General features: G+C 55.2%; 26 protein-coding genes and 3 tRNA genes. 19 read left to right on the top strand and 10 right to left on the bottom strand.

The features are described from left to right. Positions 1 to 2 precede the first annotated feature (2 nt). The 9 genes from ACLJQJ_RS10855 to hypF all read left to right on the top strand — a co-directional run bounded on the left by ACLJQJ_RS10855 (position 3) and on the right by hypF (position 8810). Positions 3 to 926 carry a respiratory chain complex I subunit 1 family protein gene (locus ACLJQJ_RS10855; protein WP_000110563.1) on the top strand — a complete coding sequence of 308 codons (924 nt, stop codon included), beginning with the start codon at positions 3 to 5 and terminating at the stop codon, positions 924 to 926. Positions 927 to 943: 17 nt separating this feature from the next. Further along, positions 944 to 2653, top strand: coding sequence for a formate hydrogenlyase subunit HycE (gene hycE / locus ACLJQJ_RS10850; protein WP_045342119.1), 1710 nt, complete (start codon positions 944 to 946; stop codon positions 2651 to 2653). 9 nt (positions 2654 to 2662) lie between these two features. After that, positions 2663 to 3205 carry a formate hydrogenlyase subunit HycF gene (gene hycF, locus ACLJQJ_RS10845; RefSeq protein WP_000493767.1) on the top strand — a complete coding sequence of 181 codons (543 nt, stop codon included), beginning with the start codon at positions 2663 to 2665 and terminating at the stop codon, positions 3203 to 3205. Beyond that, positions 3205 to 3972 carry a formate hydrogenlyase subunit HycG gene (gene hycG, locus ACLJQJ_RS10840; RefSeq protein WP_000067422.1) on the top strand — a complete coding sequence of 256 codons (768 nt, stop codon included), beginning with the start codon at positions 3205 to 3207 and terminating at the stop codon, positions 3970 to 3972. The genes hycF and hycG overlap by 1 nt, the downstream gene beginning before the upstream one ends. Next, positions 3969 to 4379 carry a formate hydrogenlyase maturation HycH family protein gene (locus tag ACLJQJ_RS10835; protein ID WP_000003725.1) on the top strand — a complete coding sequence of 137 codons (411 nt, stop codon included), beginning with the start codon at positions 3969 to 3971 and terminating at the stop codon, positions 4377 to 4379. Before hycG ends, ACLJQJ_RS10835 begins: the two co-directional genes overlap by 4 nt. Beyond that, positions 4372 to 4842: a hydrogenase maturation peptidase HycI gene (hycI, locus tag ACLJQJ_RS10830; RefSeq protein ID WP_000132982.1), complete on the top strand. Its 471-nt coding sequence runs from the start codon at positions 4372 to 4374 to the stop codon at positions 4840 to 4842. The genes ACLJQJ_RS10835 and hycI overlap by 8 nt, the downstream gene beginning before the upstream one ends. A gap of 26 nt (positions 4843 to 4868) precedes the next feature. Beyond that, a complete protein-coding gene (locus ACLJQJ_RS10825) occupies positions 4869 to 5678 on the top strand; it encodes a hypothetical protein (protein ID WP_023165883.1) in 810 nt (269 codons plus the stop codon). A gap of 200 nt (positions 5679 to 5878) precedes the next feature. Continuing rightward, on the top strand, positions 5879 to 6424 hold the full coding sequence (gene hydN / locus ACLJQJ_RS10820) for an electron transport protein HydN (RefSeq protein ID WP_001078788.1): 546 nt from the start codon (positions 5879 to 5881) through the stop codon (positions 6422 to 6424). A gap of 145 nt (positions 6425 to 6569) precedes the next feature. Then, positions 6570 to 8810, top strand: a complete 2241-nt coding sequence (hypF, locus tag ACLJQJ_RS10815; protein ID WP_063809069.1) for a carbamoyltransferase HypF — start codon at positions 6570 to 6572, stop codon at positions 8808 to 8810. A gap of 90 nt (positions 8811 to 8900) precedes the next feature. Here the strand turns inward: hypF and norW are convergent, their stop codons facing one another. Both norW and norV read right to left on the bottom strand, forming a co-directional pair. Continuing rightward, complete coding sequence (norW, locus tag ACLJQJ_RS10810; RefSeq protein ID WP_063809068.1) at positions 8901 to 10034, bottom strand: NADH:flavorubredoxin reductase NorW; 1134 nt, start codon at positions 10032 to 10034, stop codon at positions 8901 to 8903. Then, positions 10031 to 11470, bottom strand: coding sequence for an anaerobic nitric oxide reductase flavorubredoxin (gene norV / locus ACLJQJ_RS10805; RefSeq protein WP_010835026.1), 1440 nt, complete (start codon positions 11468 to 11470; stop codon positions 10031 to 10033). The genes norW and norV overlap by 4 nt, the downstream gene beginning before the upstream one ends. Before the next feature lie 185 nt (positions 11471 to 11655). Here norV and norR point away from each other — a divergent pair, with 185 nt between their 5' ends. Beyond that, the gene (gene norR, locus ACLJQJ_RS10800) at positions 11656 to 13176 is read left to right on the top strand and encodes a nitric oxide reductase transcriptional regulator NorR (RefSeq protein WP_063809067.1); all 1521 of its coding nucleotides are present in this window, start codon (positions 11656 to 11658) and stop codon (positions 13174 to 13176) included. Here the strand turns inward: norR and gutQ are convergent. From gutQ to srlA, 7 genes are all read right to left on the bottom strand, one after another. Continuing rightward, positions 13173 to 14138 (bottom strand): arabinose-5-phosphate isomerase GutQ, encoded by a 966-nt coding sequence (gene gutQ, locus ACLJQJ_RS10795; protein WP_063809066.1) that lies wholly within the window; start codon positions 14136 to 14138, stop codon positions 13173 to 13175. The genes norR and gutQ overlap by 4 nt on opposite strands. Further along, complete coding sequence (srlR, locus tag ACLJQJ_RS10790) at positions 14131 to 14904, bottom strand: glucitol operon DNA-binding transcriptional repressor SrlR (RefSeq protein WP_000804536.1); 774 nt, start codon at positions 14902 to 14904, stop codon at positions 14131 to 14133. Before srlR ends, gutQ begins: the two co-directional genes overlap by 8 nt. A 197-nt stretch (positions 14905 to 15101) precedes the next feature. Further along, a complete protein-coding gene (gene gutM, locus ACLJQJ_RS10785) occupies positions 15102 to 15461 on the bottom strand; it encodes a transcriptional regulator GutM (protein ID WP_000255198.1) in 360 nt (119 codons plus the stop codon). 76 nt (positions 15462 to 15537) lie between these two features. Beyond that, complete coding sequence (srlD, locus tag ACLJQJ_RS10780; RefSeq protein WP_001077372.1) at positions 15538 to 16317, bottom strand: sorbitol-6-phosphate dehydrogenase; 780 nt, start codon at positions 16315 to 16317, stop codon at positions 15538 to 15540. 11 nt (positions 16318 to 16328) lie between these two features. Continuing rightward, positions 16329 to 16691: a PTS glucitol/sorbitol transporter subunit IIA gene (srlB, locus tag ACLJQJ_RS10775; protein WP_000111553.1), complete on the bottom strand. Its 363-nt coding sequence runs from the start codon at positions 16689 to 16691 to the stop codon at positions 16329 to 16331. An 11-nt stretch (positions 16692 to 16702) separates the two neighbouring features. Beyond that, the gene (locus ACLJQJ_RS10770) at positions 16703 to 17674 is read right to left on the bottom strand and encodes a PTS glucitol/sorbitol transporter subunit IIB (protein WP_000199039.1); all 972 of its coding nucleotides are present in this window, start codon (positions 17672 to 17674) and stop codon (positions 16703 to 16705) included. After that, positions 17671 to 18234, bottom strand: a complete 564-nt coding sequence (gene srlA, locus ACLJQJ_RS10765) for a PTS glucitol/sorbitol transporter subunit IIC (protein ID WP_000573333.1) — start codon at positions 18232 to 18234, stop codon at positions 17671 to 17673. The genes ACLJQJ_RS10770 and srlA overlap by 4 nt, the downstream gene beginning before the upstream one ends. A 252-nt stretch (positions 18235 to 18486) precedes the next feature. Here srlA and mltB point away from each other — a divergent pair, with 252 nt between their 5' ends. Further along, positions 18487 to 19566: a lytic murein transglycosylase B gene (gene mltB / locus ACLJQJ_RS10760; RefSeq protein WP_063809065.1), complete on the top strand. Its 1080-nt coding sequence runs from the start codon at positions 18487 to 18489 to the stop codon at positions 19564 to 19566. 37 nt (positions 19567 to 19603) lie between these two features. Here mltB and ACLJQJ_RS10755 read toward each other — a convergent pair whose 3' ends face one another. Further along, on the bottom strand, positions 19604 to 19849 hold the full coding sequence (locus ACLJQJ_RS10755; RefSeq protein ID WP_001519391.1) for a hypothetical protein: 246 nt from the start codon (positions 19847 to 19849) through the stop codon (positions 19604 to 19606). 195 nt (positions 19850 to 20044) lie between these two features. Here ACLJQJ_RS10755 and pncC point away from each other — a divergent pair, with 195 nt between their 5' ends. The 8 genes from pncC (at position 20045) to ACLJQJ_RS10715 (ending at position 26205) form a co-directional block, all read left to right on the top strand. Next, positions 20045 to 20542 (top strand): nicotinamide-nucleotide amidase, encoded by a 498-nt coding sequence (gene pncC, locus ACLJQJ_RS10750; protein WP_063809079.1) that lies wholly within the window; start codon positions 20045 to 20047, stop codon positions 20540 to 20542. 84 nt (positions 20543 to 20626) lie between these two features. Continuing rightward, positions 20627 to 21688, top strand: a complete 1062-nt coding sequence (gene recA, locus ACLJQJ_RS10745) for a recombinase RecA (RefSeq protein WP_000963151.1) — start codon at positions 20627 to 20629, stop codon at positions 21686 to 21688. Positions 21689 to 21804: 116 nt separating this feature from the next. Then, entirely contained in the window at positions 21805 to 22305 is a 501-nt protein-coding gene (gene recX, locus ACLJQJ_RS10740) for a recombination regulator RecX (RefSeq protein WP_001294863.1), read from the top strand. 235 nt (positions 22306 to 22540) lie between these two features. Beyond that, positions 22541 to 25171, top strand: coding sequence for an alanine--tRNA ligase (gene alaS / locus ACLJQJ_RS10735; RefSeq protein WP_045901634.1), 2631 nt, complete (start codon positions 22541 to 22543; stop codon positions 25169 to 25171). Positions 25172 to 25405: 234 nt separating this feature from the next. Next, the gene (gene csrA, locus ACLJQJ_RS10730; RefSeq protein WP_000906486.1) at positions 25406 to 25591 is read left to right on the top strand and encodes a carbon storage regulator CsrA; all 186 of its coding nucleotides are present in this window, start codon (positions 25406 to 25408) and stop codon (positions 25589 to 25591) included. A gap of 303 nt (positions 25592 to 25894) precedes the next feature. Then, positions 25895 to 25987 (top strand) — tRNA-Ser (locus tag ACLJQJ_RS10725). Positions 25988 to 25990: 3 nt separating this feature from the next. Continuing rightward, positions 25991 to 26067: transfer RNA gene (locus tag ACLJQJ_RS10720), tRNA-Arg, on the top strand. 61 nt (positions 26068 to 26128) lie between these two features. Beyond that, positions 26129 to 26205 (top strand) — tRNA-Arg (locus ACLJQJ_RS10715). Positions 26206 to 26210: the final 5 nt, after the last annotated feature.

The raw sequence follows: 26210 nt of genomic DNA, 5'->3' as shown, positions 1-26210 counted from the left end.
AAATGAGTGTGTTTTATCCGTTAATTCAGGCGCTGGTGCTATTTGCCGTTGCGCCATTGCTGTCCGGTATTACTCGCGTGGCGCGCGCCCGTCTACACAATCGCCGTGGGCCGGGCGTGTTGCAGGAGTACCGCGACATTATCAAACTGCTCGGTCGTCAGAGTATTGCGCCCGCGGATTCCGGCTGGGTTTTTCGCCTGACGCCGTTTGTGATGGTCGGCGTGATGCTGACTATCGCCACCGCGCTGCCGGTCGTCACCGTTGGATCTCCGTTGCCGCAACTGGGTGATTTAATCACCCTGATTTACCTGTTCGCCATCGCGCGCTTCTTCTTCTCTATTGCAGGCCTGGATACCGGCAGTCCGTTCACCGCGATCGGCGCCAGCCGTGAAGCGATGCTCGGCGTGCTGGTGGAGCCGATTCTGCTGCTGGGTCTGTGGGTCGCCGCGCAGGTGGCGGGTTCAACTCATATCAGCAATATCGCCGATACCATTTATCACTGGCCTGTCGCGCGCAGTATTCCGCTGATTCTGGCGCTGTGCGCCTGCGCCTTCGCCACCTTTATCGAAATGGGCAAGCTGCCGTTCGACCTGGCGGAAGCGGAGCAGGAGTTGCAGGAAGGGCCGTTGACCGAATACAGCGGTAGCGGCTTTGCGGTGCTGAAATGGGGCATCAGCCTTAAGCAACTGGTGGTGCTGCAAATGTTCGTCGGCGTGTTTTTGCCGTGGGGACAGATGGAAACCTTCAGCGCAGGCGGACTGTTGCTGGCGCTGGTGATTGCCGTCGTCAAGCTGATTGTCGGCGTACTGGTGATCGCCCTGTTTGAAAACAGCATGGCGCGACTGCGTTTTTGCGCCACTTCACGCGTGACCTGGGCCGGTTTTGGGTTTGCGTTTTTAGCCTTCGTCTCCTTGCTGGCGGCGTGATTTAAGAGAGTTTGAGCATGTCTGAAGAAAAATTAGGTCAACAATACCTTGCGGCGCTGCACCAGGCGTTTCCGGGCGTCGTGCTGGACGAAGCCTGGCAGACCAAAGATCAGCTGACTATTACGGTGAAAGTAAACTATCTGCCGGAAGTGGTGGAGTTTCTTTACTACCAGCAGGGTGGGTGGCTGTCGGTGCTGTTCGGTAATGACGAACGCCAGTTGTGCGGCCACTATGCCGTTTATTACGTACTGTCGATGGAGCAGGGCACGAAGTGCTGGATTACCGTTCGCGTTGAAGTGGATGCCCATAAGCTGGAATTCCCATCCGTTACGCCGCGCGTGCCGGCTGCCGTGTGGGGTGAGCGCGAAGTACGCGACATGTACGGTTTAATCCCGGTCGGTCTGCCGGACGAGCGCCGTCTGGTGCTGCCGGACGACTGGCCGGATGAACTCTATCCGCTGCGTAAAGACAGTATGGATTATCGTCAGCGCCCGGCGCCGACCACCGATGCGGAAACCTACGAGTTCGTTAACGAGCTGGGTGACAAGAAAAATAACGTGGTGCCGATTGGCCCGCTGCATGTTACTTCCGATGAACCGGGCCACTTCCGTCTGTTCGTCGATGGCGAAAACATTATCGACGCCGACTACCGCCTGTTCTACGTCCACCGTGGTATGGAAAAACTGGCGGAAACCCGCATGGGTTATAACGAAGTCACCTTCCTGTCGGATCGCGTGTGTGGTATCTGCGGTTTCGCGCACAGCACTGCCTACACCACTTCCGTGGAAAACGCGATGGGCATTCAGGTGCCGGAGCGTGCGCAGATGATCCGCGCCATTCTGCTGGAAGTGGAACGCCTGCACTCGCACCTGCTGAACCTAGGCCTCGCCTGCCACTTTACCGGCTTTGACTCCGGCTTTATGCAGTTCTTCCGCGTGCGTGAAACCTCCATGAAGATGGCGGAGATCCTTACCGGGGCGCGCAAAACTTACGGTCTGAACCTGATCGGCGGGATTCGCCGCGATCTGCTCAAAGAGGACATGATCCAGACCCGTCAACTGGCGCAGCAGATGCGTCGTGACGTGCAGGAGCTGGTGGACATGCTGCTGAGCACGCCGAATATGGAACAGCGTACCGTGGGTATCGGCCGTCTGGACCCGGAAATTGCCCGCGACTTCAGTAATGTCGGCCCGATGGTGCGCGCCAGCGGTCACGCCCGCGACACCCGCGCCGACCACCCGTTTGTCGGTTACGGTCTGCTGCCGATGGAAGTACATAGCGAGCAGGGCTGCGATGTGATTTCTCGTCTGAAAGTTCGTATCAACGAAGTTTACACCTCGCTGAATATGATCGATTTCGGTCTGGATAATCTGCCGGGCGGCCCGCTGATGGTGGAAGGCTTTACCTATATTCCGCACCGTTTTGCGCTCGGCTTTGCCGAAGCGCCGCGTGGCGATGATATCCACTGGAGCATGACCGGCGACAACCAAAAGCTTTACCGCTGGCGCTGTCGTGCGGCGACCTACGCCAACTGGCCGACGCTGCGCTATATGCTGCGCGGCAACACCGTCTCCGATGCGCCGCTGATTATCGGCAGCCTCGACCCGTGCTACTCCTGTACCGACCGGATGACCGTGGTCGATGTGCGTAAGAAGAAGAGCAAAGTCGTGCCGTACAAAGAACTTGAGCGCTACAGCATTGAGCGTAAAAACTCGCCGCTGAAATAAGGAATCGCCATGTTTACCTTTATCAAAAAAGTTATCAAAACCGGCACGGCGACCTCGTCTTATCCGCTGGAGCCGATTGCGGTTGATAAAAACTTCCGCGGCAAGCCGGAACATAATCCGCAGCAGTGCATCGGTTGCGCCGCCTGTGTTAATGCCTGCCCGTCGAACGCGCTGACGGTGGAAACCGATCTTGCGACTAATGAGCTGGCGTGGCAGTTCAATCTTGGCCGCTGCATCTTCTGCGGTCGCTGCGAAGAAGTTTGCCCGACGGCGGCGATCAAACTGTCGCAAGAATACGAACTGGCAGTGTGGAAGAAAGAAGACTTCCTGCAACAGTCCCGCTTCGCGCTGTGCAACTGTCGCGTGTGTAATCGTCCTTTCGCCGTACAGAAAGAGATCGACTATGCCATTGCGCTGCTTGCGCACAACGGCGACAGCCGCGCGGAAAACCACCGCGAAAGCTTTGAGACCTGCCCGGACTGTAAGCGTCAGAAATGCCTGGTGCCGTCCGACCGTATTGAACTGACTCGCCATATGAAAGAGGTCAGCTAATGAGCAATTTATTAGGCCCGCGTGACGCCAACGGCATTCCGGTACCGATGACGGTGGATGAATCCATCGCCAGCATGAAGGCGTCTCTACTGAAAAATATTAAGCGTTCGGCATACGTTTACCGCGTGGACTGCGGCGGCTGTAACGGCTGTGAAATCGAAATCTTTGCGACGCTTTCGCCGCTGTTTGATGCCGAGCGTTTCGGCATCAAAGTGGTACCGTCGCCGCGTCATGCCGATATTCTGCTGTTTACCGGCGCGGTGACCCGCGCCATGCGCTCTCCGGCGCTGCGCGCCTGGCAGTCGGCGCCGGACCCGAAAATTTGTATCTCTTACGGCGCCTGCGGCAACAGCGGCGGCATCTTCCACGATCTCTACTGCGTGTGGGGTGGTACCGACAAAATCGTCCCGGTGGATGTGTATATTCCAGGCTGCCCGCCAACGCCTGCGGCGACGCTGTATGGCTTTGCGATGGCGCTTGGCCTGCTGGAGCAGAAAATCCACGCCCGCGCGCCGGGTGAGCTGGACGAGCAGCCCGCAGAGATCCTGCATCCGGATATGGTGCAGCCGCTGCGCGTGAAGGTGGATCGCGCGGCGCGCCGGCTGGCGGGTTATCGCTATGGTCGTCAGATCGCCGATGATTACCTGACACAGTTGGGGCAGGGCGAGCAGCAAGTGGCGCGTTGGCTGGAAGCGGAAAACGATCCGCGTTTAACCGAAATTGTCACCCATCTCAATCATGTTGTTGAAGAGGCGCGTATCCGATGAGCGAACAGGTGGTGTTCAGTCAACTGAGCCGTAAGTTTATTGATGAGAACGATGCGACGCCTGCCGAGGCGCAGCAGGTTGTCTATTACAGCCTGGCGATTGGTCACCACCTGGGGGTTATCGATTGTCTGGAGGCCGCGCTCACCTGCCCATGGGATGAGTATCTGGCGTGGATCGCCACCCTGGAAGCCGGTAGCGATGCCCGGCGTAAAATGGAAGGCGTGCCGAAGTATGGCGAGATCGTCATCGATTTCAACCATGTGCAAATGCTGGCGCGCGCGTTTGATGAGGCGCGCGCCGCGCAGACCCCGCAGCAGCAAGAATGGAGCAAACTGATGCTCAGTATGCTGCATGACATTCATCAGGAAAGCGCCATCTACCTGATGGTGAGGAGGCTTCGTGACTGACGTTTTACTCTGTGTCGGCAACAGCATGATGGGCGACGACGGCGCAGGCCCGTTACTGGCGGAAATGTGCGCGGCGCAGCCGAAGGGCAACTGGGTTGTCATCGACGGCGGCAGCGCGCCGGAAAACGACATTGTGGCGATTCGCGAACTGCGCCCGCAGCGTCTGTTGATTGTCGACGCCACCGATATGGGGCTTAATCCGGGCGAGATCCGCATTATCGATCCGGATGATATCGCCGAAATGTTTATGATGACCACCCACAATATGCCGCTGAACTACCTTATCGATCAGCTCAAAGAGGATGTCGGCGAGGTGATTTTTGTTGGTATCCAGCCGGATATCATCGGGTTTTATTATCCGATGACTCAACCGATTAAGGACGCGGTAAATATCGTCTATCAGCGCCTGGACGGCTGGCAGGGAAACGGCGGATTTGCCGCGCTGGAAGCGCCGGAGGCGTAAAATGCGTACATATTTAGGGAGAATTTGTGTTACCCGGCATAGGCGGTAAGAAGAACGTGAAGATTATCGTATGGTGCGGACTGCTATTTTTCTGCATCGCCGCGCGCGCACTGGCCACCGGTTTTGTCGGTTACCTGCCGATGAGCGACGGTGAATATGCGCAAAAGCGTGCGCTGAAGCCGCTGTTGACCCTGCCTTATTCTGTATCGCCCGACCAGACCTGGTATTTTCGCCAGGTCGGAGTCAGTGGCGTGACGCTACTGCCGGAGCCGAAAAAAGATAACGAATGGCGGATTAGCGGAAAAGACAGAGCCGGTAATTCGTGGGTTGTCCCGGTGGGAATGCTGATTAATTTGGCGGGTAATGCGCAATTTTATCGCGCTGACCTCGATCGTAACGGCATTCAGGATCTGGTTATCTGGTTGGGTAATCCTGGGTTGGGCCTGGCGCCGAGCGCGCAATACATCATTTTCACCTTTCTCAAGAATGGCCGCCCCTGCGTCTTTGAACCGTGGGGGTTTTATACCGCCACCGATACTGGCGTCGATGATTTGCTTGATTTACAGGGCAATGGGCGCACGCAACTGTTGGATATGCAGTTTGACTCAGGCTACTGGATAACCAATTTATATCAGGTGAAGGACGCCCGCTGGCAGCGCGTACACGGCTGGTTTGGCCGGTTGAGTTATCCGGCGCTGACCCGTTTTAATCACTATCCTGGCCGTAAATTAATTATCAAACCTATTGCCGGAAGGAATCCGCAAACGGACGATCTTTCCCTTACGCAGCGCTGTTTAATACGCGGTAACGTATTGCCAGGCGTTAATCAGGATTGATGCCAGTTGCGGTGCAGAGTTGGCTGGCTATCACTGCAAATCTTGACCACCACTGGCGACATTTCGTGTCATCGACACTTGTGACGATGACACGTAAATGCTCACGAAAATAGAAATAATATTCTTAAATAACAATGAAATAAAAATTGGCACGATTCGTGTATATATCGGCACATCATCTGTTATTGCTGGAGAATTTGATGAACCGTTTCATCATTGCAGACGCGAGTAAGTGCATTGGTTGCCGTACCTGTGAAGTGGCTTGCGTCGTATCCCATCAGGAAAATCAGGATTGCGCATCGCTGACCCCTGAAACCTTTTTACCTCGTATCCATGTCATCAAAGGCGTGAATGTTTCCACGGCAACGCTGTGTCGCCAGTGTGAAGACGCGCCGTGCGCCAACGTTTGCCCGAATGGCGCCATCAGCCGTGACAAAGGCTTTGTTCATGTGATGCAGGAACGCTGCATTGGCTGTAAAACTTGCGTAGTGGCATGTCCTTACGGCGCCATGGAAGTGGTGGTACGTCCGGTGATTCGCAATAGCGGCGCGGGGCTGAACGTGCGTGCCGAAAAAGCCGAAGCCAACAAGTGCGATCTGTGTCACCACCGTGAAGCCGGTCCGGCCTGTATGGCCGCTTGCCCAACGCACGCCCTCATCTGCGTGGACCGCAATAAGCTCGAACAGCTAAGCGCGGAAAAACGCCGTCGTGCGGCGCTGGATTCAACGGCATCGCTGCTTTTCTGATTTCTGCGATTGCGCGTAGAATACACCACAAAGCATTGCCGGATGGCGGCATCAATGCCTTATCCGGTCTACGGTCCGTGCGGTTGTAGGCCTGATAAGCGTCGCGCCATCAGGCATCCGGGTTCGATGATGGCGGGAAAATAAGATGGCGATAGACACACCTTCCGGCGTACAGCTACGCATTCGGGGCAAAGTACAGGGCGTCGGTTTTCGTCCTTTTGTCTGGCAGCTGGCGCAGCAGTTGCGATTACACGGCGACGTGTGTAATGACGGCGACGGCGTCGTCGTTCGGCTGCTGGAAGATCCGTCGCAATTTATTGCCGCGCTCTATCAGGATTGCCCGCCGCTGGCGCGCATTGACAGCGTTGAACACGCGTCGTTGGTATGGGAGCGCGCACCGACGGATTTCACCATTCGTCAGAGCGCAGGCGGTTCGATGAACACGCAAATCGTGCCGGATGCGGCGACCTGCCCGGCATGTCTTGCCGAGATGAATACCCCAGGCGAGCGGCGCTACCGTTATCCTTTCATCAATTGCACCCACTGTGGACCACGCTTCACCATTATTCGCGCTATGCCCTATGACCGGCCATTTACGGTGATGGCGGCGTTTCCCTTGTGTCCGGAATGCGACAGCGAATACCGCGATCCGTACGATCGCCGTTTTCATGCCCAGCCCGTTGCCTGTCCGTCATGCGGGCCGCATCTTGAGTGGCGGAGCCAACATGAACGAGCGGAAAAAGAGGCGGCTTTGCAGGCGGCGGTCGCCCAACTGAACGCCGGAGGCATTATTGCCGTTAAAGGGCTGGGTGGTTTTCATCTGGCCTGCGATGCGCGCAACGCTAACGCAGTGGCGATGCTGCGGGCGCGTAAACATCGTCCGGCGAAACCATTGGCGGTGATGTTGCCCACGGCGCAAACGCTGCCGACCGCGGCGCGTTCGCTGCTGACCACGCCAGCGGCCCCGATTGTACTGGTGGATAAGCAGTATGTACCTTCGATGAGTGAGGGCATCGCGCCAGGACTTACGGAAGTGGGTGTGATGCTGCCAGCCAATCCATTGCAACATCTCTTGTTGCAGGCGCTCAATTACCCGCTGGTGATGACATCCGGCAACCTGAGCGGCAAACCGCCCGCCATCACCAACGAACAGGCGCTGGACGATTTACACGATATTGCCGATGGTTTTCTGTTGCACAATCGCGACATTGTTCAGCGCATGGACGACTCTGTCATACGCGACAGCGGCGAAATGCTGCGTCGTTCGCGGGGATACGTGCCGGACGCGATTGCGTTGCCGCCCGGATTTCGCGATGTGCCACCGATACTTTGTCTGGGCGCGGATCTGAAAAACACGTTCTGTCTGGTACGCGGCGAACAGGCGGTTGTCAGCCAGCATTTGGGCGATCTCAGCGATGACGGTATCCAGGCGCAGTGGCGCGAGGCATTGCGTTTGATCCAGTCAATCTACGATTTTACCCCAGAGCGTATCGTCTGTGATGCGCATCCGGGCTATGTTTCCAGTCAGTGGGCCAGTGAGATGCGTCTGCCGACAGAGACGGTGTTACACCATCATGCCCATGCGGCGGCTTGCCTGGCCGAGCATGGTTGGCCGCTGGACGGCGGAGAGGTGATTGCCCTGACGGTAGACGGTATCGGCATGGGTGAGAATGGCGCGCTATGGGGCGGAGAATGTCTGCGGGTCAATTATCGCGAGTGCGAACATTTAGGCGGTTTACCCGCCGTGGCGCTGCCGGGAGGCGATCTGGCTGCCAAACATCCGTGGCGTAATCTGTTGGCGCAGTGCCTGCGCTTTGTGCCGGACTGGCAGGATTATCCGGAGACAGCGGGGCTGCAACAGCAAAACTGGAATGTCCTGGCGCGTGCCATTGAGCGCGGCGTCAATTCCCCGTTGGCCTCTTCCTGCGGGCGGTTGTTTGACGCGGTGGCTGCCGCGCTTCGCTGCGCGCCAGCATCGCTTAGCTATGAGGGCGAGGCCGCCTGCGCGCTGGAGGCGCTGGCCTCTCAATGCGCTAACGTTGAGCATCCGGTAACGATGCCGCTTAACGGCGCTCAACTGGACGTCGCTGTTTTCTGGCGGCAATGGTTGAACTGGCAGGCCACGCCCGCGCAACGCGCCTGGGCTTTTCATGATGCGCTGGCGTGCGGGTTTGCCACGCTAATGCGCCAGCAGGCTACGGCGCGGGGGATAATCACTCTGGTCTTCAGCGGCGGGGTGATACACAACCGCTTACTTCGCGCGCGTCTTGCCTTTTATCTTTCTGATTTTAAATTGTTATTTCCGCAGCGGTTACCAGCGGGCGACGGCGGGCTGTCGTTTGGACAGGGCGTGATTGCCGCAGCGCGAGCGTTAAGTGAAGTGTAGGGCGCCGGATGGCGGCTGCGCCTTATCCGGCCCAGATGCTCACTCGTAGGCCGGATAAGACGCGAAGCGGCGCCATCCGGCATCACAGGCTTATACGGACAACGTTTTCAGCAGTGCAAAGGCCTCTTTCATGCGGTCTTCACTCACCACAAAGGCGCGTAGTTGGCCTTCTCCGCTCATGCCTTTGGCAATCATACCGTTAGATTCTGCGGTAATCTGCCAGCTTAAATCACGGCGCTGAGTTTCTCCCGCCAGATGCAGCGGCAGTTCCGGCGTTTTGACTTTGACCAGCATCGCCGGTAGCTTCAGCGGCGCGTTGCCGCCAAGCAGATTTTTCGCCAGGTACATCGCGCTTAACTGGATCGGTTGCAGGAAGGGCAGTACCTGACCATTGATCTCCGCGCAGTCGCCGATCGCATAAATATCCGGGTGACTGGTCTGTAGATAGCTATCCACGCAGACGCCGCGGTTGACGACTACCCCGGCGCGGCGCGCCAGAGCGGTTTCCGGGCGTAAGCCGGTGGCGGCAATCACCGCATCGACCTCAATACTATGCTGGCTTACCAGCGTAGCGCGGATACCGGCTTCGGTTTTCTCCAGTTTTTGCAACTGCGATTTCAGCAGCAGATGCACCCCCATATCGGTCAGGTGATGCTGTAAGCGACTGCTCACTTCCGGTGGCATCAGTGAGGCGAGAAGGCTGGCGGCGTTATCCATCAGCGTTACCGTTTTCCCGGCGCGGCAGAAATCCATCGCTAATTCACTGCCAATGAGACCGCCGCCGACAATCAGCACTCGCTGCGCGTCGCGCAGTTGTGTCTCACAGGCGCGGTACTCCTGCTGGCTATTCAAAGTAAGCATTAACTCACGTCCTGTAATCGGCGGTACAAAGGCTGTCGCCCCGGTCGCCAGTACCAGCTTGTCGTACTGCCACTGCTTATCCTGACTTTTCACCACATGGGCATCGGCATCAATGTCAGCAACCCAGGTATGCGGGAACAGTCGCAGATTAAACTGTTCAGCAAATTCCCCCGCTAACTGGCGGGTGAGATCATCGGCGCGCTGCGACTGGCTGATAACGTGGCTGAGATCGGGCTTGTTGTACTCATCCATGCTGTCCGCCGCAATCAGAGTTAACGGCACATGCGCATCTTGTTTACGGATATTTTTGACGAGCTGGCGGGCGGCGAAGCCCGACCCAATAATGATGATCCCCCGACTCATTTTGCCTCCGTCGCCAGTACGTCGAACACGTCTTTACCTAATGAACATTCCGGGCACAGGAAGTTATCCGGCACGTCGCTCCACGGCGTACCCGGCGCGACATCCTGCAACGGCTCGCCCAGCGCAGGGTCGTAAATCCACTGGCATACGCTGCATTGCATTTTGGGGCCGAGGTCTGCGGCGGCGCAGGTTGTGATTTCTTCGGCTGGCGCGGTTTTCTGTGTGGTTTCCGGCAGCGGAGCAAGCGCCCACTGACGCGCGATGTCGCGACCGTGCTGACGGCACAGCTCCAGCGCATCCAGATCCGGACGCCATTTCGCTTTCAGACTCAGGGACATTTCAAAACCGGCATCCTGTAAGCGCGTGGACAGTCGATCCACCGCGCCGCCGCTCCAGCCATGAGAACCGAAGGCGCTGGCGCGTTTGTTGCGAAAGCGCAGGCCGGTCATCTCTTCCACCAGACCAGCGATTTTCGGCATCATCACGTTGTTCATGGTAGAAGTGCCGACCAGCACGCCTTTCGAACGGAAGACGTTGGTCAATATTTCATTTTTATCGCTGCGGGCGACGTTAAAGATTTTGACCGCCACGTTGGGGTCCACTTCGTTGATACCCTGCGCGATGGCATCCGCCATCATGCGAGTATTGTTCGACATGGTATCGTAGAAAATAGTGATACGGTCTTCCTGATAATCTGCCGCCCATTTCAGATACAGTTCCACGATTTGCGTTGGGTTGTCGCGCCATACCACGCCGTGTGAGGTGGCAATCATATCCACCGGCAGGTTGAAGCCGAGGATTTCGGTAATTTTTGGCGTTACCAGACGGCTGAACGGCGTCAGGATATTGGCGTAGTAGCGCTGGCATTGTTCAAACAGTTCAGTTTGGTCCACTTCATCATTGAACAGGCGCTCGTCGCAGTAGTGCTGACCAAAGGCGTCGTTGCTGAATAACACCGCGTCGCCGGTCATATAGGTCATCATGCTGTCCGGCCAGTGCAGCATCGGCGTTTCCACGAAGATCAACTGCTTGCCGTTGCCGATATCCAGCGTATCGCCGGTTTTCACCACCTTAAAATTCCATTCCGGGTGATGGTGATGGCCGTTGATAGAGTCAATGGCGTTGGCGGTACAGTAGATAGGCGTGTCCGGGATCTGCGCCATCAGTTCGGTCAGCGCGCCTGCATGGTCTTCCTCGGCATGGTTAATGATGATGTAGTCGATATCCGCGAGGTCGATTTCACTGCGCAGGTTTTGCACAAACTCACGGCTAAACTTATGATCGACGGTATCGATCAGCACATTCTTTTCTTCACGAATGAGATAGCTGTTATAGCTGCTGCCGCGCAGCGTTTTGTATTCAGTGCCGTGAAAATCACGTACTTCCCAGTCGCGCTGGCCAACCCAATGAATATTATCTTTAACCAGAATAGACATAACCACCTCAATTCATTCAACGTTTACAAAAAGTTGTTTTGCTTATTGCAGGTAGTGTGCCAACTTTTCATCTGATTGATTTATATGAAATTATAATAATTTTGTATTTTTGATATAGTCAAAAAGACTATAAATGATGCTGTCAATATGACACTATAGGTTGTCAAAATGACAATGAGGTAACCATGAGTTTTTCCGTGGAGGTATTGGCGGGCATCGCCATTGAGTTACAACGCGGCATTGGGCATCAGGATCGTTTTCAGCGGCTGATTACTACGCTGCGTCAGGTGCTGGCGTGCGACGCCTCGGCGCTGCTGCGCTATGAATCACGACAATTTATTCCACTGGCGATTGATGGCCTGGCGCAGGACGTTCTCGGCAGACGTTTTACCCTGGAAGGGCATCCGCGCCTGGAAGCCATCGCCCGCGCGGGGGACGTGGTGCGTTTTCCGGCTGATAGCGATTTACCCGATCCGTATGACGGGTTAATTCCCGGACAGGAAAGCCTGAAAGTCCACGCTTGTGTTGGTCTGCCGCTGTTTGCCGGGCAGAACCTCATCGGTGCGCTGACCCTTGATGCTATGACGCCGGAGCAGTTCGAGGTATTTAGCGATGAAGAGTTGCGGCTTGTCGCCGCGCTGGCCGCCGGGGCATTGAGCAATGCGCTGTTAATTGAACAACTGGAAAGCCAGAACATGCTGCCGGGGTCGTCAGGCGTGTTTGAACCGATAAAAGAGACGCACATGATCGGCCTGTCGCCGGCGATGACGCAGTTGAAAAAAGAGATCGAGATTGTGGCGGGCTCCGATCTTAACGTGCTGATCGGCGGTGAAACGGGGACTGGTAAAGAGCTGGTGGCGAAAGCCATTCACCAGGGATCCCCCAGAGCGGTCAATCCGCTGGTCTATCTCAACTGTGCCGCGCTGCCGGAAAACGTGGCGGAGAGCGAGTTGTTTGGTCATGTAAAAGGGGCTTTTACCGGGGCTATCAGTAATCGTAGCGGTAAGTTTGAAATGGCCGACAACGGTACGCTGTTTCTGGATGAGATTGGCGAACTGTCGCTGGCGCTACAGGCCAAGCTACTTCGCGTGTTGCAGTATGGCGATATTCAGCGCGTCGGCGACGATCGTAGCCTGCGCGTGGATGTGCGGGTGTTGGCGGCGACCAACCGTGACCTGCGTGAAGAGGTGCTGGCGGGGCGTTTTCGCGCCGACCTGTTCCATCGCCTGAGCGTTTTCCCGCTCTTTGTGCCGCCGCTGCGCGAGCGCGGCGATGATGTGGTGTTGCTGGCGGGCTATTTTTGCGAGCAGTGCCGACTGCGGCTGGGGCTGTCCCGCGTGGTACTGAGTCCCGGCGCGCGCCGCCATTTGCTCAACTATGGCTGGCCGGGCAACGTCCGGGAGCTGGAACATGCCATTCACCGTGCGGTTGTACTGGCGAGAGCGACCCGGGCAGGGGATGAGGTGGTACTGGAGGAGCAGCATTTTGCCTTGTCAGAGGACGTTTTACCCGCGCCGTCTGCGGAAAGCTTTCTGGCGCTGCCGGCCTGCCGCAATTTGCGCGAATCGACGGAGAACTTCCAGCGAGAGATGATTCGCCAGGCGCTGGCGCAAAATAATCACAACTGGGCGGCCAGTGCGCGGGCGCTGGAAACCGACGTCGCCAACCTGCATCGGCTGGCGAAGCGTCTGGGACTGAAGGATTAGATAATCCCCGCCTGGTAGAAATCCTGCAGGTTAATGGCGCCGGTGAGTTTGCCGTTTTCATCGACCACCGGCGCGGCGGTAATTTTGCGTTTCATCAGGAGCTCTTTGGCGTCAATGGCGCGGCTTTGCGCCTGGAGCGTAATACCGTTGGGCGTCATGGCTTCGCTTACCGGCGTGGTGAGCGCGCCGCCGCCCACCAGCCAGCGACGCAGGTCGCCGTCGGTAAAGACGCCTTTCACAACATGTTGCTCATCGCAAACCGCCACCAGCCCCAGCCCGGTACGGCTAAGTTCCAGCATGGCATCCATCACGCTGGTGGCGAGCATTACCTGCGGTATTGCATCGCCCTGGCGCATCAGGTGATGCACATTATTGAGCAAACGCGCGCCCAGTGCGCCAGCCGGATGCGAACGGGCGAAATCTTCTTCGTTAAAACCGCGCGCCTGCATGACCGCCATCGCCAGCGCATCGCCCATCATCAGCGTATTGACGGTACTGGATGTCGGCGCCAGATGCATCGGACAGGCTTCACGCTCGACGGAAATATCCAGAACGGCTTTTGCCGCTCGCCCCAGCGGAGAGTGAGGTTTACTGGTCATCGCCAGCAGCGCGACGGATTTATCTTCCAGACGCGGGATGATGAGGTCGAGTTCTTTTGCGCCGCCGGAATAGGAGATAAATAACATCACGTCGCGGCTTTCAATCATCCCCAGATCGCCATGCAGTGCTTCCGCCGGATGAACAAAAAAAGCGGGAGTACCGGTACTGGCAAGCGTCGCGGCGATTTTTTTACCAATATGACCTGACTTGCCAATGCCGGAAACGATCACTTTGCCTTCACAGTGAATAATGATATTGGCGGCGCGGACAAAATCATCGCCCAGACGCTCCGGCAGACGGCTGGCTTCCTGTAGCTCCAGCATTAAGGTCTGACGGCCCGCGTTTAGTAGTGCATCACTCATTGCTTTCTCCGGTTATGATTACTTCAATTCCTTTTGCTTCCAGCGCCTGACGAAATGCCGGATCGATCCCCGCGTCCGTGATCAGTTTGTCGACGGTTTCCAGACTGCACACCACATTGGGGCTTTTACGACCAAATTTTGAGGAGTCCGCCATCAGAATCACCTCGCGTGCTGCATTGCACATTGCGTTACTGACGGTGTAAACCTCATTGAACGTGGTCACACCGACATTCAGGTCAATACCGTCAGTTCCCATGAATAGTTTATCAAAGCTGAATTGCTCAAAGGCGTTTTCCGCCAGTTGACCGTGAAACGACGCCGATTTTTTACGGAAGGTGCCGCCGGGCATCAGGATAGTTTGTTCGTTGTCCAGTTCCGATAGCGCGTTAACAATATGGAGGCTGTTGGTCATCACTGTGATGTTGCTAAAACGCGAAAGCAACGGCACCATCTGTAACACGGTACTTCCGGCGTCCAGAATAATGGAATCGCCATCATGGATATATTTCACAGCGGCTGCGGCTATCAGCGCTTTTTTGTGGGTGTTGATAAGCGTTTTGTGATCAATAGGCGGATCGGACTCTTCTTTATTCAACACCACGCCGCCATAGGTGCGGATGACGGTTCCGGCATTTTCCAGAATGACCAGATCTTTACGGATAGTGGTGCCTGTCGTGTCAAAGTACTGGGCCAGTTCTTCAACCGAGCATTTTCCCTGTTTTTGCAGGTGCTCCAGAATCGCGGCCTGACGCTGACGAGGTTTCATAGGCGTGATTACCCTGACTTATGTATTTACCCGTCATACTTCACGCTGCATGTGCGTTGGCTTTCCTCGCTCACCCCGGTCACATACTGATGTACGCTCCTGGGATTCGCTGCGTCGCCGCCTTCCTGCAACTCGAATTATTTAGGGTATTGGTTGCAAAATGATAATTTCGCAAGCTATACGCATTCACAACGAAATTACCCATGTTTCAGTTTAAGCGCCAATGATAGTGCATTCTGCGCGAGCGAATCATGGGGAAAGATCACATCAGGCTGTAATTCATGCAAATGTTTTCCTTGCATTGCGGCAATTTTAACCGGTCTGGCGAATACCGTAAGGCCTTTCATCAATAAAGTGTCCGTCACCCGCTGCTGTTCATCCAGCGCCACGGCAACCACCACCCGGGGCTTAAAACGCCCGCCGGAGCGCCCGACGCCGACCCGCCCCTGTTGGCTAAGTTTATCGAAAGCCCGATTAAAGCGGGAAATCTGCCAGCCGCCCAGCGCTAGTTGCGCACACCAGGCGATAACGGCGACGGTAATCAGAGTGGAAACCATAATGTGCTCCTGTTGTTTTGCCTGATGGCGGCGTAACCGTCTTATCCGGCCTACGGCGCCATCCGGCAATTCACGGTCAGAACATCACTTGACCGCCGGTTACGTTGATCGACTGCCCGGTGCAATAAGACGCTTTCGGGCTGGCATAAAATAACAGCATGTTCAGCACATCCTGATAATCACACCCGCGTTTGAGCGGTACTTTATCAATGTAATACTGTTCCACCTCATCGGGCTTAATGCCCAGTTTAGTGGCGTATTGCGGCAGCAGTGACTGGAACATTGGCGATTTCAACAGGTTGCCGAGCATCAACGAGTGTACGGTAATGCCGTATTCCGCCAGATCCAGCGCCAGAGACTGGGTTAACCCCACGCCGCCGAATTTCGCCGCGCTGTAGCCGGAGTTGTGTTTACTGCCCACTTTGCCGGATTTAGAGTTAATCTGAATAATGCGCCCCTGAATGCCGTCGCGGATCATCAGGCGGGAAAACTCACGGGCGCAGAGGAAATAGCCCACCAGATTCACCTGTAGCGAGCGGTCAAAATCGCCCAACTGGAAATCGCTGATAAACGCCGCTTTGGCGATACCCGCGCTGTAAACCAGCAGATCGACGCGCCCGAAAATCTCGTCTACGCCGCGGGACAGCGCCAGCACGCTCTGCTCGCTGGTAGCGTCGGCGCCAAAACCGTACGCCATACCTTCGCCAAAATCGGCGTTAATTTCCTGGGCGACATTCGCGGCTTTATCGCTTTGAATATCAACGACCGCCACGCGGTATCCTTCTTCTGCAAGCCCACGGCAAAGGAATGCCCCCAGGGTCTGGCCTCCGCCAATGACAACGGCAACTTGATTCATGTTTTTTCTCCTTAAGCGACAAACGTCAAAATACAGCCCGGCGCGATATCGTCCGGTACAGGCCCCGCAACGTGTACGGTGCCGGGAAATTCTGCTTCGCGCAGACCATCGAAGCGCAAAGTGATATGCCCCAGTTCACGCAGGTTTTGCTCGGCTACGCTGCCGACCGCCGTGACCGGATAGCAATGTTGGCCCAATTCACACCGCGCGCCAGGCTGCAGCGCGCCGGTCAGTTCGCCATGACAATGGATGAAGCAAAATTCTTCGATATCCGCCGGCGCGCCTTCCCGAAACGTAATCAGCATCTGTTCGCCGAGCGCCTCCTTCGCGCTCTGGCCGATACGGGTGATGGTGGTTTGATAAATCACGCTCATGTCTGAACCTCTTATTGATAGATAAAGCCGGAAACAAACCAGGCGATAAGTACCGTGGGCGCGCCAGTCAGGAAGCGTCCGACCAGCACAGAAGGTACGCCGACGCGAACGGTGTCTTGTTTCGCTTCCGCCAGTGACAGGCCGACCGGGATAAAGTCGCAGGCCGCCTGCGCGTTAATCGCGAACAGGGCGGGAAGCGCCAGATGCGGGGGGATATTGCCCAGGCCTATTTGAACGCCGATCAGGACGCCAATGACCTGAGCGATAACCGCGCCAGGGCCGAGAAAGGGCGACAGCAGCGGGAAAGAGCAGATCAATGCCAGCGTCACCAGCCCCAGGGGATGGCTGGCTAATGGCGCCAGGCCGTGGGCGATCCAGTCGCCAAGACCTGAGGCCATAATGATGCCGATCAGCGCCGAAACGAACGCCATAAACGGCAGGATTGTTTTCAGGACCGTATCAATGGTGTCGCGACCGGACTGGAACAGTACCGCCACGGCGGAGCCCATTCCCATACCGACTTTTGCCAGCAGCCCGTCGCTCTGCTCGGTGATTTTTTTGCTGGTGTCGTAGTCACGTCCTAATGTCGTTTTGGCAGGCTGGGGACTGGCAGGCGTTTCGCCGACAAGAGTAATGTTTTCTTCTTTTACGCCGGAGACATAAATATCCTCAACAATATACTGCGCCAGTGGGCCGGACTTACCCGTCGAGTGAATATTAATGGTTGGAATCCGGCGTTTCGGATAGATACCGCAGCGCAGCGTACCGCCGCAGTCGATAATGGCCGCGCCGATTTCCGCTTCCGGCGGTTCGCCTTCTTTAAAGCCGTCCACCGCTTGCCAGCCTGTTAGTTGCGCCAGTTTGTCGACGATCGCCGGGCGCGTACCGGCTGTGATATAGACGATCTTTTTGCCTGGCGTAACGTCCAGTTCAAGCGGGCCGCCCCAGCCGCCGGCGCCTTTCTCAATACGAACCCGTGTCATGATACCGCTCCTGTCAGATGAACTTTCTGCTCAAGTTGAATCCCCATTTTTTTCTCAAAAATAGCGGTGGTGAGATCGGTGACCCAACCGCGGAAGAAGTTCGTCACCAGACCTACCAGCAGATAGCTCACCGCAAGCGGGCCGAGAGGAAGCCCTAACGTGGTGAGTCCGCTGGCGATACCCAGATAAACAAACAGTTCGCCGGGATTGATATGCGGAAACAGACCGTTCATGGAGTGACAGCTATAGGAGGCCGCCGCGTAATAGCTCGGCTTGTACTTCTCCGGCATAAAGCGTCCCAAACTCAGGGTCATCGGATTACAAAAAACAAATGTCCCGATACACGGTAAAAGCAGGTAACGAGATAGCGGATTTCCGGCACAACGTTGGGCAAAACGCTCAATACGCTGCTGGCCGATAAAATTGATGAGCGCATTCATGATAACCAGCAGGCTTATCAGTAGCGGAAGAATACCTGTCACCATACCGGTAAACACCTCTCCGCCTTTCTGGAATAACCCGATGAACCACTCCGCACCATGTGTAATGGTTTCGATCATTGTTCTCTCCTGTAGGGTTTTTAGTTTTCTTGCTAATTTCCTGTTCATTGTAATCATGTTGAAAGATTCAAAAGTGTTATTGTGATCGCAAAATAAAAGAAAAATATTTTAAGTTGAAAGATTGCGGGGTGGGGGAGCGGATACAAACTGAAAAGAGGAGAAAGGTGATTTATTCTCTTGTGCCGCTTCCTTGTGCGGCGGGGGATGCTTTACCATACTTCTCCCTGGCTGAATTTGTTTAATGGATCTCTCATGTTCAAGCGTCGTTATGTAGCGTTACTTCCACTTTGCGTATTGCTTGCTGCCTGTAGCAGCACGCCAAAATCTTCCGAGACTCAAGCGACGACGGGCACGTCTTCCGGCGGCTTCCTGCTTGAGCCGCAGCATAACGTCATGCAAATGGGCGGCGACTTCGCCAACAACCCTAATGCGCAGCAGTTCATTGATAAAATGGTCAGTAAACACGGTTTCGACCGTCAGCAGCTGCAGGAGATCCTCTCGCAGTCTAAAAGACTGGATTACGTCCTGCGTCTGATGGACAGACAAGCGCCGACCACTCAGCCGCCCGCCGGACCAAATGGCGCCTGGCTGCGCTACCGCAAACAATTTATTACGCCGGATAACGTGCAAAACGGCGTCGCGTTCTGGAATCAGTATGAAGACGCGCTGAACCGCGCCTGGCAGGTATACGGCGTACCGCCGGAAATCATCGTGGGGATTATCGGCGTGGAAACCCGCTGGGGACGTATCATGGGGAAAACGCGGATTCTGGACGCGCTGGCGACGCTGTCATTTAACTATCCGCGCCGGGCGGAATATTTCTCCGGCGAGCTGGAAACCTTCCTGCTCATGGCGCGCGATGAGCAAGACGATCCGCTCAATCTGAAAGGTTCCTTTGCCGGCGCGATGGGCTACGGCCAGTTTATGCCATCTTCCTATAAAGAATATGCGGTCGATTTCAATGGCGATGAGCACATTAACTTGTGGGATCCGGTAGATGCCATCGGCTGTGTGGCGAACTACTTCAAGGCGCATGGTTGGGTGAAAGGCGATACGGTTGCGGTGCCAGCGAATGGTCAGGCGCCTGGGCTGGCGAATGGTTTCAAAACAAAATATAGCCTCTCTCAGCTTGCCGCCGCAGGCTTAACGCCGCAGCAATCGTTGGGCAATCATCAGGAAGCCAGCCTGCTTCGTCTGGATATCGGTACGGGCTACCAGTACTGGTACGGCCTGCCGAACTTCTACACCATTACCCGATATAACCACAGCACGCATTATGCGATGGCGGTTTGGCAACTGGGCCAGGCGGTAGCGCTGGCGCGGGTGCGCTAATTTACGCTTAGGGAGGGGAGCACCCCCTCCGCTATTATTATGGCTTTTTGGGCTGATTCTCTGCCTGCAAGTGGGATATCTTCTTTGATAGTGCCAGACTATATCCCAGACATCCCAGGCCTAAGATAATTTGACCGCCATCATACGGTTCAAAATAGCCTGACGACAATATATTCAGTACTCCCATTCCTAATGAACATACTCCACCCACAATTAACCACAGCCGTAGTTGACAGGTTTGTTTCAGTTTGTGCTGTGTGCTTTCCGTTTTTTTGAGTGACATCCTTGCTTTCTCTCCGTGCGTGTAAATTTAGCGACATGGTACTGCTATTTAGTCATGTGCTACCTCATTTCATTCTGCATAAATAACCTGCTGGCATTTTTTCGGAATCCGACTCGTAAAATCGACTGCTCGTCCCCATCTCTGGTGAGAAAGTGCTATCTTGTGCGGCAGGATTTCTAACTGACAGAGGTCATGATGACTGACAGTGAACTGATGCGGCTTAGCGAGCAGGTCGGGCTGGCGTTAAAAGCGCGCGGGGCGACCGTAACGACAGCAGAGTCCTGTACCGGCGGCTGGCTGGCGAAAGCCATTACCGACATCGCCGGAAGCTCCGCCTGGTTTGAACGCGGCTTTGTCACCTATAGTAATGAAGCCAAAGCGCAGATGATTGGCGTGCGTGAAGAGACTCTGGCGCAGCATGGCGCGGTCAGCGAACCCGTAGTGGTCGAAATGGCGATCGGGGCGCTGAAGGCCGCTCGCGCCGATTTTGCTGTCGCTATTAGCGGGATTGCCGGGCCGGATGGCGGCAGTGAAGAAAAGCCGGTTGGTACGGTGTGGTTTGCTTTCGCCAGCGTCAGCGGAGAAGGGATTACGCGTCGGGAATGCTTCAGCGGCGACCGTAAATCGGTGCGTCGACAGGCGACGACGTACGCGCTACAAACCCTGTGGCAACAATTTCTACAAAACACTTGATACTGTATGAGCATACAGTATAATTGCTTCAACAGTACGAATTCACTATCCGGTTCAATACCAAGTTGCATGACAGGAGTAATAATGGCTATCGACGAAAACAAACAGAAAGCGTTGGCGGCAGCACTGGGCCAAATTGAAAAGCAATTTGGTAAAGGCTCCATCATGCGTCTGGGTGAAGACCGTTCTATGGATGTGGAAACTATCTCCACCGGTTCGCTTTCACTGGACATCGCACTCGGTGCGGGCGGTCTGCCGATGGGGCGTATCGTCGAAATTTACGGGCCGGAATCTTCCGGTAAAACGACCCTGACGCTGCAGGTGATTGCCGCTGCGCAGCGTGAAGGTAAAACCTGTGCGTTTATCGATGCGGAACACGCGCTTGACCCCGTTTACGCACGCAAGCTGGGCGTCGATATCGATAACCTGCTCTGTTCTCAGCCGGATACCGGCGAGCAGGCGCTGGAAATCTGTGACGCGCTGGCGCGTTCAGGCGCGGTGGACGTCATTGTGGTCGACTCCGTAGCGGCGCTAACGCCGAAAGCGGAAATCGAAGGCGAAATCGGCGACTCTCACATGGGCCTCGCGGCGCGTATGATGAGCCAGGCGATGCGTAAGCTGGCGGGGAACCTGAAACAGTCCAACACGCTGTTGATTTTCATCAACCAGATCCGTATGAAGATTGGCGTGATGTTCGGTAACCCGGAAACCACCACCGGCGGTAACGCGCTGAAATTCTACGCCTCTGTTCGTCTTGATATCCGTCGTATTGGCGCGGTGAAAGAGGGCGATAATGTCGTGGGTAGCGAAACGCGTGTGAAAGTGGTGAAAAACAAAATCGCCGCGCCGTTTAAGCAGGCCGAGTTCCAGATCCTCTACGGTGAAGGCATCAACTTCTATGGCGAACTGGTTGACCTGGGCGTGAAAGAGAAGCTGATCGAGAAAGCGGGCGCATGGTACAGCTACAACGGCGAGAAGATTGGCCAGGGTAAAGCGAACGCGACTACCTGGCTGAAAGAGAACCCGGCGACAGCGAAAGAGATCGAGAAAAGGGTACGTGAATTACTGTTGAGTAATCAGAATACCACGCCTGATTTCGCCGTTGACGATAGCGAAGGCGTTGCAGAAACCAACGAAGATTTTTAATCATCAGGTGATGGTGGGTCGGACAAAACGAAGCCGCCATTCAGCAAAACGTTAAATTACCATCAAGGGCTGCATTTATGCGGCCCTTTTGGCATTTCTCCCTGTTAAGGTTTTTTATGAGTGAACCCACATCGCGCCGTCCCGCTTATGCTCGTCTCCTTGATCGTGCGGTACGTATTCTTGCTGTCCGCGATCACAGCGAGCAGGAATTACGGCGTAAACTCTCCGCGCCGGTGATGGGCAAAAATGGGCCGGAAGAGATTGATGCGACGGCAGACGATTATGAACGCGTGATCGCCTGGTGCCACGAACATCACTATCTTGATGACGAGCGCTTCGTGATGCGCTTTATCGCCAGTCGTAGCCGCAAAGGCTATGGCCCGGCGCGTATTCGCCAGGAGTTGAATCAGAAAGGCATTTCCCGTGAATCGACTGAAAAAGCGATGCGAGAATGTGAAATTGACTGGAGTGAAATGGCACGTGAACAGGCCGTTCGCAAATATGGCGAGCCGCTTCCTTCAAACTTTTCAGAAAAGGTTAAGGTACAGCGCTTTTTGCTCTATCGCGGGTATCTGATGGACGATATCCAGCAAATATGGCGAAATTTTGCAGATTGAGCGCATACGGGATTTTACTTCCCGGTAAAGAAAACTTATCTTATTCCCACTTTTTCCGTCTGGACGCGGGTTGCTTAACGGCGAACAGCGTCTGCGACGAATATTCCTTAAATACACAAAATCATTCAAGCCGCATCAAAGCGGCAAGTGAGCCTCGGGAACGCGTGACCGGGAAACTCGCAGCCAACGCAGAGGCGGCCTGAAGGATGAAGTGTAGCTTGATTTCAGGATAATTATGAGCAAGAGCACCGCTGAGATCCGTCAGGCGTTTCTCGACTTTTTCCATAGTAAAGGGCATCAGGTAGTTGCCAGCAGTTCCCTGGTGCCTAACAATGACCCCACTCTGTTGTTTACCAATGCCGGGATGAACCAGTTCAAGGATGTTTTCCTTGGGCTCGATAAACGTAATTATTCCCGTGCAACCACTTCCCAGCGTTGCGTACGCGCGGGGGGGAAACACAACGATCTGGAAAACGTCGGATACACTGCACGTCACCATACTTTCTTCGAAATGCTGGGCAACTTCAGCTTCGGCGATTACTTCAAACACGACGCCATTCAGTTCGCATGGGAATTACTGACCGGTGAAAACTGGTTTGCTCTGCCAAAAGAGCGTTTATGGGTCACCGTTTATGAAACCGACGACGAAGCCTATGAGATCTGGGAAAAAGAAGTCGGCATCCCGCGCGAGCGTATCATCCGTATCGGCGACAATAAAGGCGCGCCATACGCATCGGATAACTTCTGGCAGATGGGCGATACCGGTCCCTGCGGTCCGTGCACCGAAATCTTCTATGATCATGGCGACCACATCTGGGGCGGCCCTCCGGGAAGCCCGGAAGAAGACGGCGATCGCTATATTGAGATCTGGAACATCGTCTTTATGCAGTTCAACCGTCAGGCTGACGGGGCTATGGAACCATTGCCGAAGCCGTCTGTAGATACCGGTATGGGGCTGGAGCGTATTGCCGCGGTACTGCAACACGTTAACTCTAACTATGACATCGACCTGTTCCGCACGTTGATTGAAGCGGTAGCGAAAGTCACCGGCGCCACCGATCTGGGTAATAAATCGCTGCGCGTTATCGCCGACCACATCCGTTCTTGCGCATTCCTGGTTGCCGATGGCGTGCTGCCGTCGAATGAAAACCGTGGCTATGTGCTGCGTCGCATTATTCGTCGCGCGGTGCGTCACGGCAACATGCTGGGCGCGAAAGAGACCTTCTTCTACAAGCTGGTTGGGCCGCTGATTGAGGTAATGGGCTCCGCAGGCGAAGAGTTGAAACGTCAGCAGGCGCAGGTCGAGCAGGTTCTGAAAACGGAAGAAGAGCAGTTCGCCCGTACGCTGGAGCGCGGTCTGGCGCTGCTGGATGAAGAACTGGCGAAATTGCAGGGCGACACCCTGGACGGCGAAACCGCTTTCCGTCTGTATGATACTTATGGTTTCCCGGTCGATCTAACGGCGGACGTCTGCCGTGAGCGCAACATCAAAGTCGATGAAGCCGGTTTTGAAGCCGCTATGGAAGAGCAACGCCGTCGCGCGCGCGAAGCTAGCGGTTTTGGCGCGGACTACAACGCGATGATCCGCGTTGATAGCGCTTCTGAATTTAAAGGTTATGACCATCTGGAACTGAACGGCAAAGTGACCGCGCTGTTTGTCGATGGTAAAGCGGTTGAAGCGATTAACGCGGGACAGGAAGCAGTTGTCGTGCTGGATCAGACCCCATTCTATGCGGAATCAGGCGGTCAGGTTGGCGATAAAGGCGAGCTGAAAGGCGCTGGATTTACTTTCGCTGTGGACGACACGCAAAAATATGGTCAGGCGATTGGTCACCTCGGCAAATTGTCTGCGGGCGCTCTGAAAGTGGGCGATGCGGTACAGGCTGACGTAGATGAAGCGCGCCGTGCACGTATCCGTCTGAACCACTCCGCCACGCACCTGATGCACGCGGCGTTGCGCCAGGTGCTTGGGACACACGTTGCGCAGAAAGGTTCGCTGGTTAGCGATAAAGTGCTGCGCTTCGACTTCTCGCACAATGAAGCGATGAAGCCGTCGGAGATTCGTCAGGTTGAAGATTTGGTGAATGCGCAAATCCGTCGCAACCTGCCGATTGAAACGAACATCATGGATCTCGAAGCGGCGAAGGCGAAAGGGGCTATGGCGCTGTTTGGCGAGAAATACGACGAACGTGTACGCGTTCTGAGCATGGGCGATTTTTCTACCGAACTGTGCGGCGGTACTCACGCCAGTCGTACCGGTGATATCGGTCTGTTCCGTATTATCTCTGAGTCCGGCACCGCAGCGGGCATTCGTCGTATTGAGGCGGTAACCGGTGAAGGCGCTATGGCCACCGTTCATGCGCAAAGCGATCGCTTAAACGATATTGCGCATCTGCTGAAGGGCGACAGCCAGAATCTGGGCGACAAAGTGCGTGCCGTGCTGGAACGTACACGTCAGCTGGAAAAAGAGTTGCAGCAGTTGAAGGACCAGGCCGCAGCGCAGGAGAGTGCAAATCTTTCCAGTAAAGCGGTCGATCTCAACGGCGTGAAGCTCCTGGTTAGCGAGCTTGCTGGTATTGAGCCGAAAATGCTGCGAACCATGGTTGATGATCTGAAAAATCAACTGGGGTCTACCGTTATCGTACTGGCAACGGTTGTTGAAGGTAAGGTTTCTCTGATTGCGGGCGTGTCGAAGGATGTGACTGACCGGGTTAAAGCAGGGGAATTGATTGGTATGGTCGCTCAGCAGGTGGGCGGTAAGGGTGGCGGTCGTCCGGACATGGCGCAAGCCGGTGGTACGGATGCGGCAGCTCTGCCTGCAGCGTTAGCCAGTGTACAAGGCTGGGTCAGCGCAAAATTGCAATAATTATAAGCGTTCGTTGGCGCCGCAGCCCGTGCTGCGGCGTTTACGTCAACGCTATCGACAACGATAAAGTCAGGTTGAAGTTTTGTATATCGGCTAAACTTAGGTTTAACAGAATGTAATGCCATGACTGCTTACACCTAAGGTGTTTGTCATCGCTTACTTTTTGGCGTTATATGATGGATAATGCCGGGATACAGAGAGACCCGACTCTTTTAATCTTTCAAGGAGCAAAGAATGCTGATTCTGACTCGTCGAGTTGGTGAGACCCTCATGATTGGCGATGAGGTCACCGTGACAGTTTTAGGGGTGAAGGGCAACCAGGTGCGTATTGGCGTGAACGCCCCGAAAGAAGTTTCTGTCCATCGTGAAGAGATCTACCAGCGTATCCAGGCTGAAAAATCCCAGCAGTCCAGTTACTAAGGTTTTCGCGTCTCACTTTTCGGGTGAGACGCAGCCTCTCTTCTCGCTCGCCCGCGTTGTCCCTTCATGACTTTTTTCAACCTCATTGTTGATATGGTGCGCTTTTGGCGGCCAGCGTGTCATCAAATTATCTGTTGATAAAACACTCTTTTTGGCTTTTTTACAGACTAATTGAGCGTGAAGTGTGCAAACGATAAAAGCTCTGGAAAAATTGTTTGACTTATAAGTCCCAGAAAGTAATATGTGCGCCACGCAGCGACGATGAGCAGAACAAGTTCTTCGAAGCACTCGTAAGAGGCGTGTGGTGAGGTGGCCGAGAGGCTGAAGGCGCTCCCCTGCTAAGGGAGTATGCGGTCAAAAGCTGCATCCGGGGTTCGAATCCCCGCCTCACCGCCATTTGCATCCGTAGCTCAGCTGGATAGAGTACTCGGCTACGAACCGAGCGGTCGGAGGTTCGAATCCTCCCGGATGCACCATCTCTTACTTGATACGGCTTTCCCGCGGTATCAAAATCTGCAGTAAAGTAAGTTTCCCGATGCATCCGTAGCTCAGCTGGATAGAGTACTCGGCTACGAACCGAGCGGTCGGAGGTTCGAATCCTCCCGGATGCACCATCTCT

Origin of the sequence: Salmonella sp. SAL04202, assembly GCF_046550775.1 — a bacterium.
Classification (GTDB): Bacteria; Pseudomonadota; Gammaproteobacteria; order Enterobacterales; family Enterobacteriaceae; genus Salmonella; species Salmonella enterica.
This window is presented reverse-complemented; position numbering and strand designations above follow the sequence as displayed.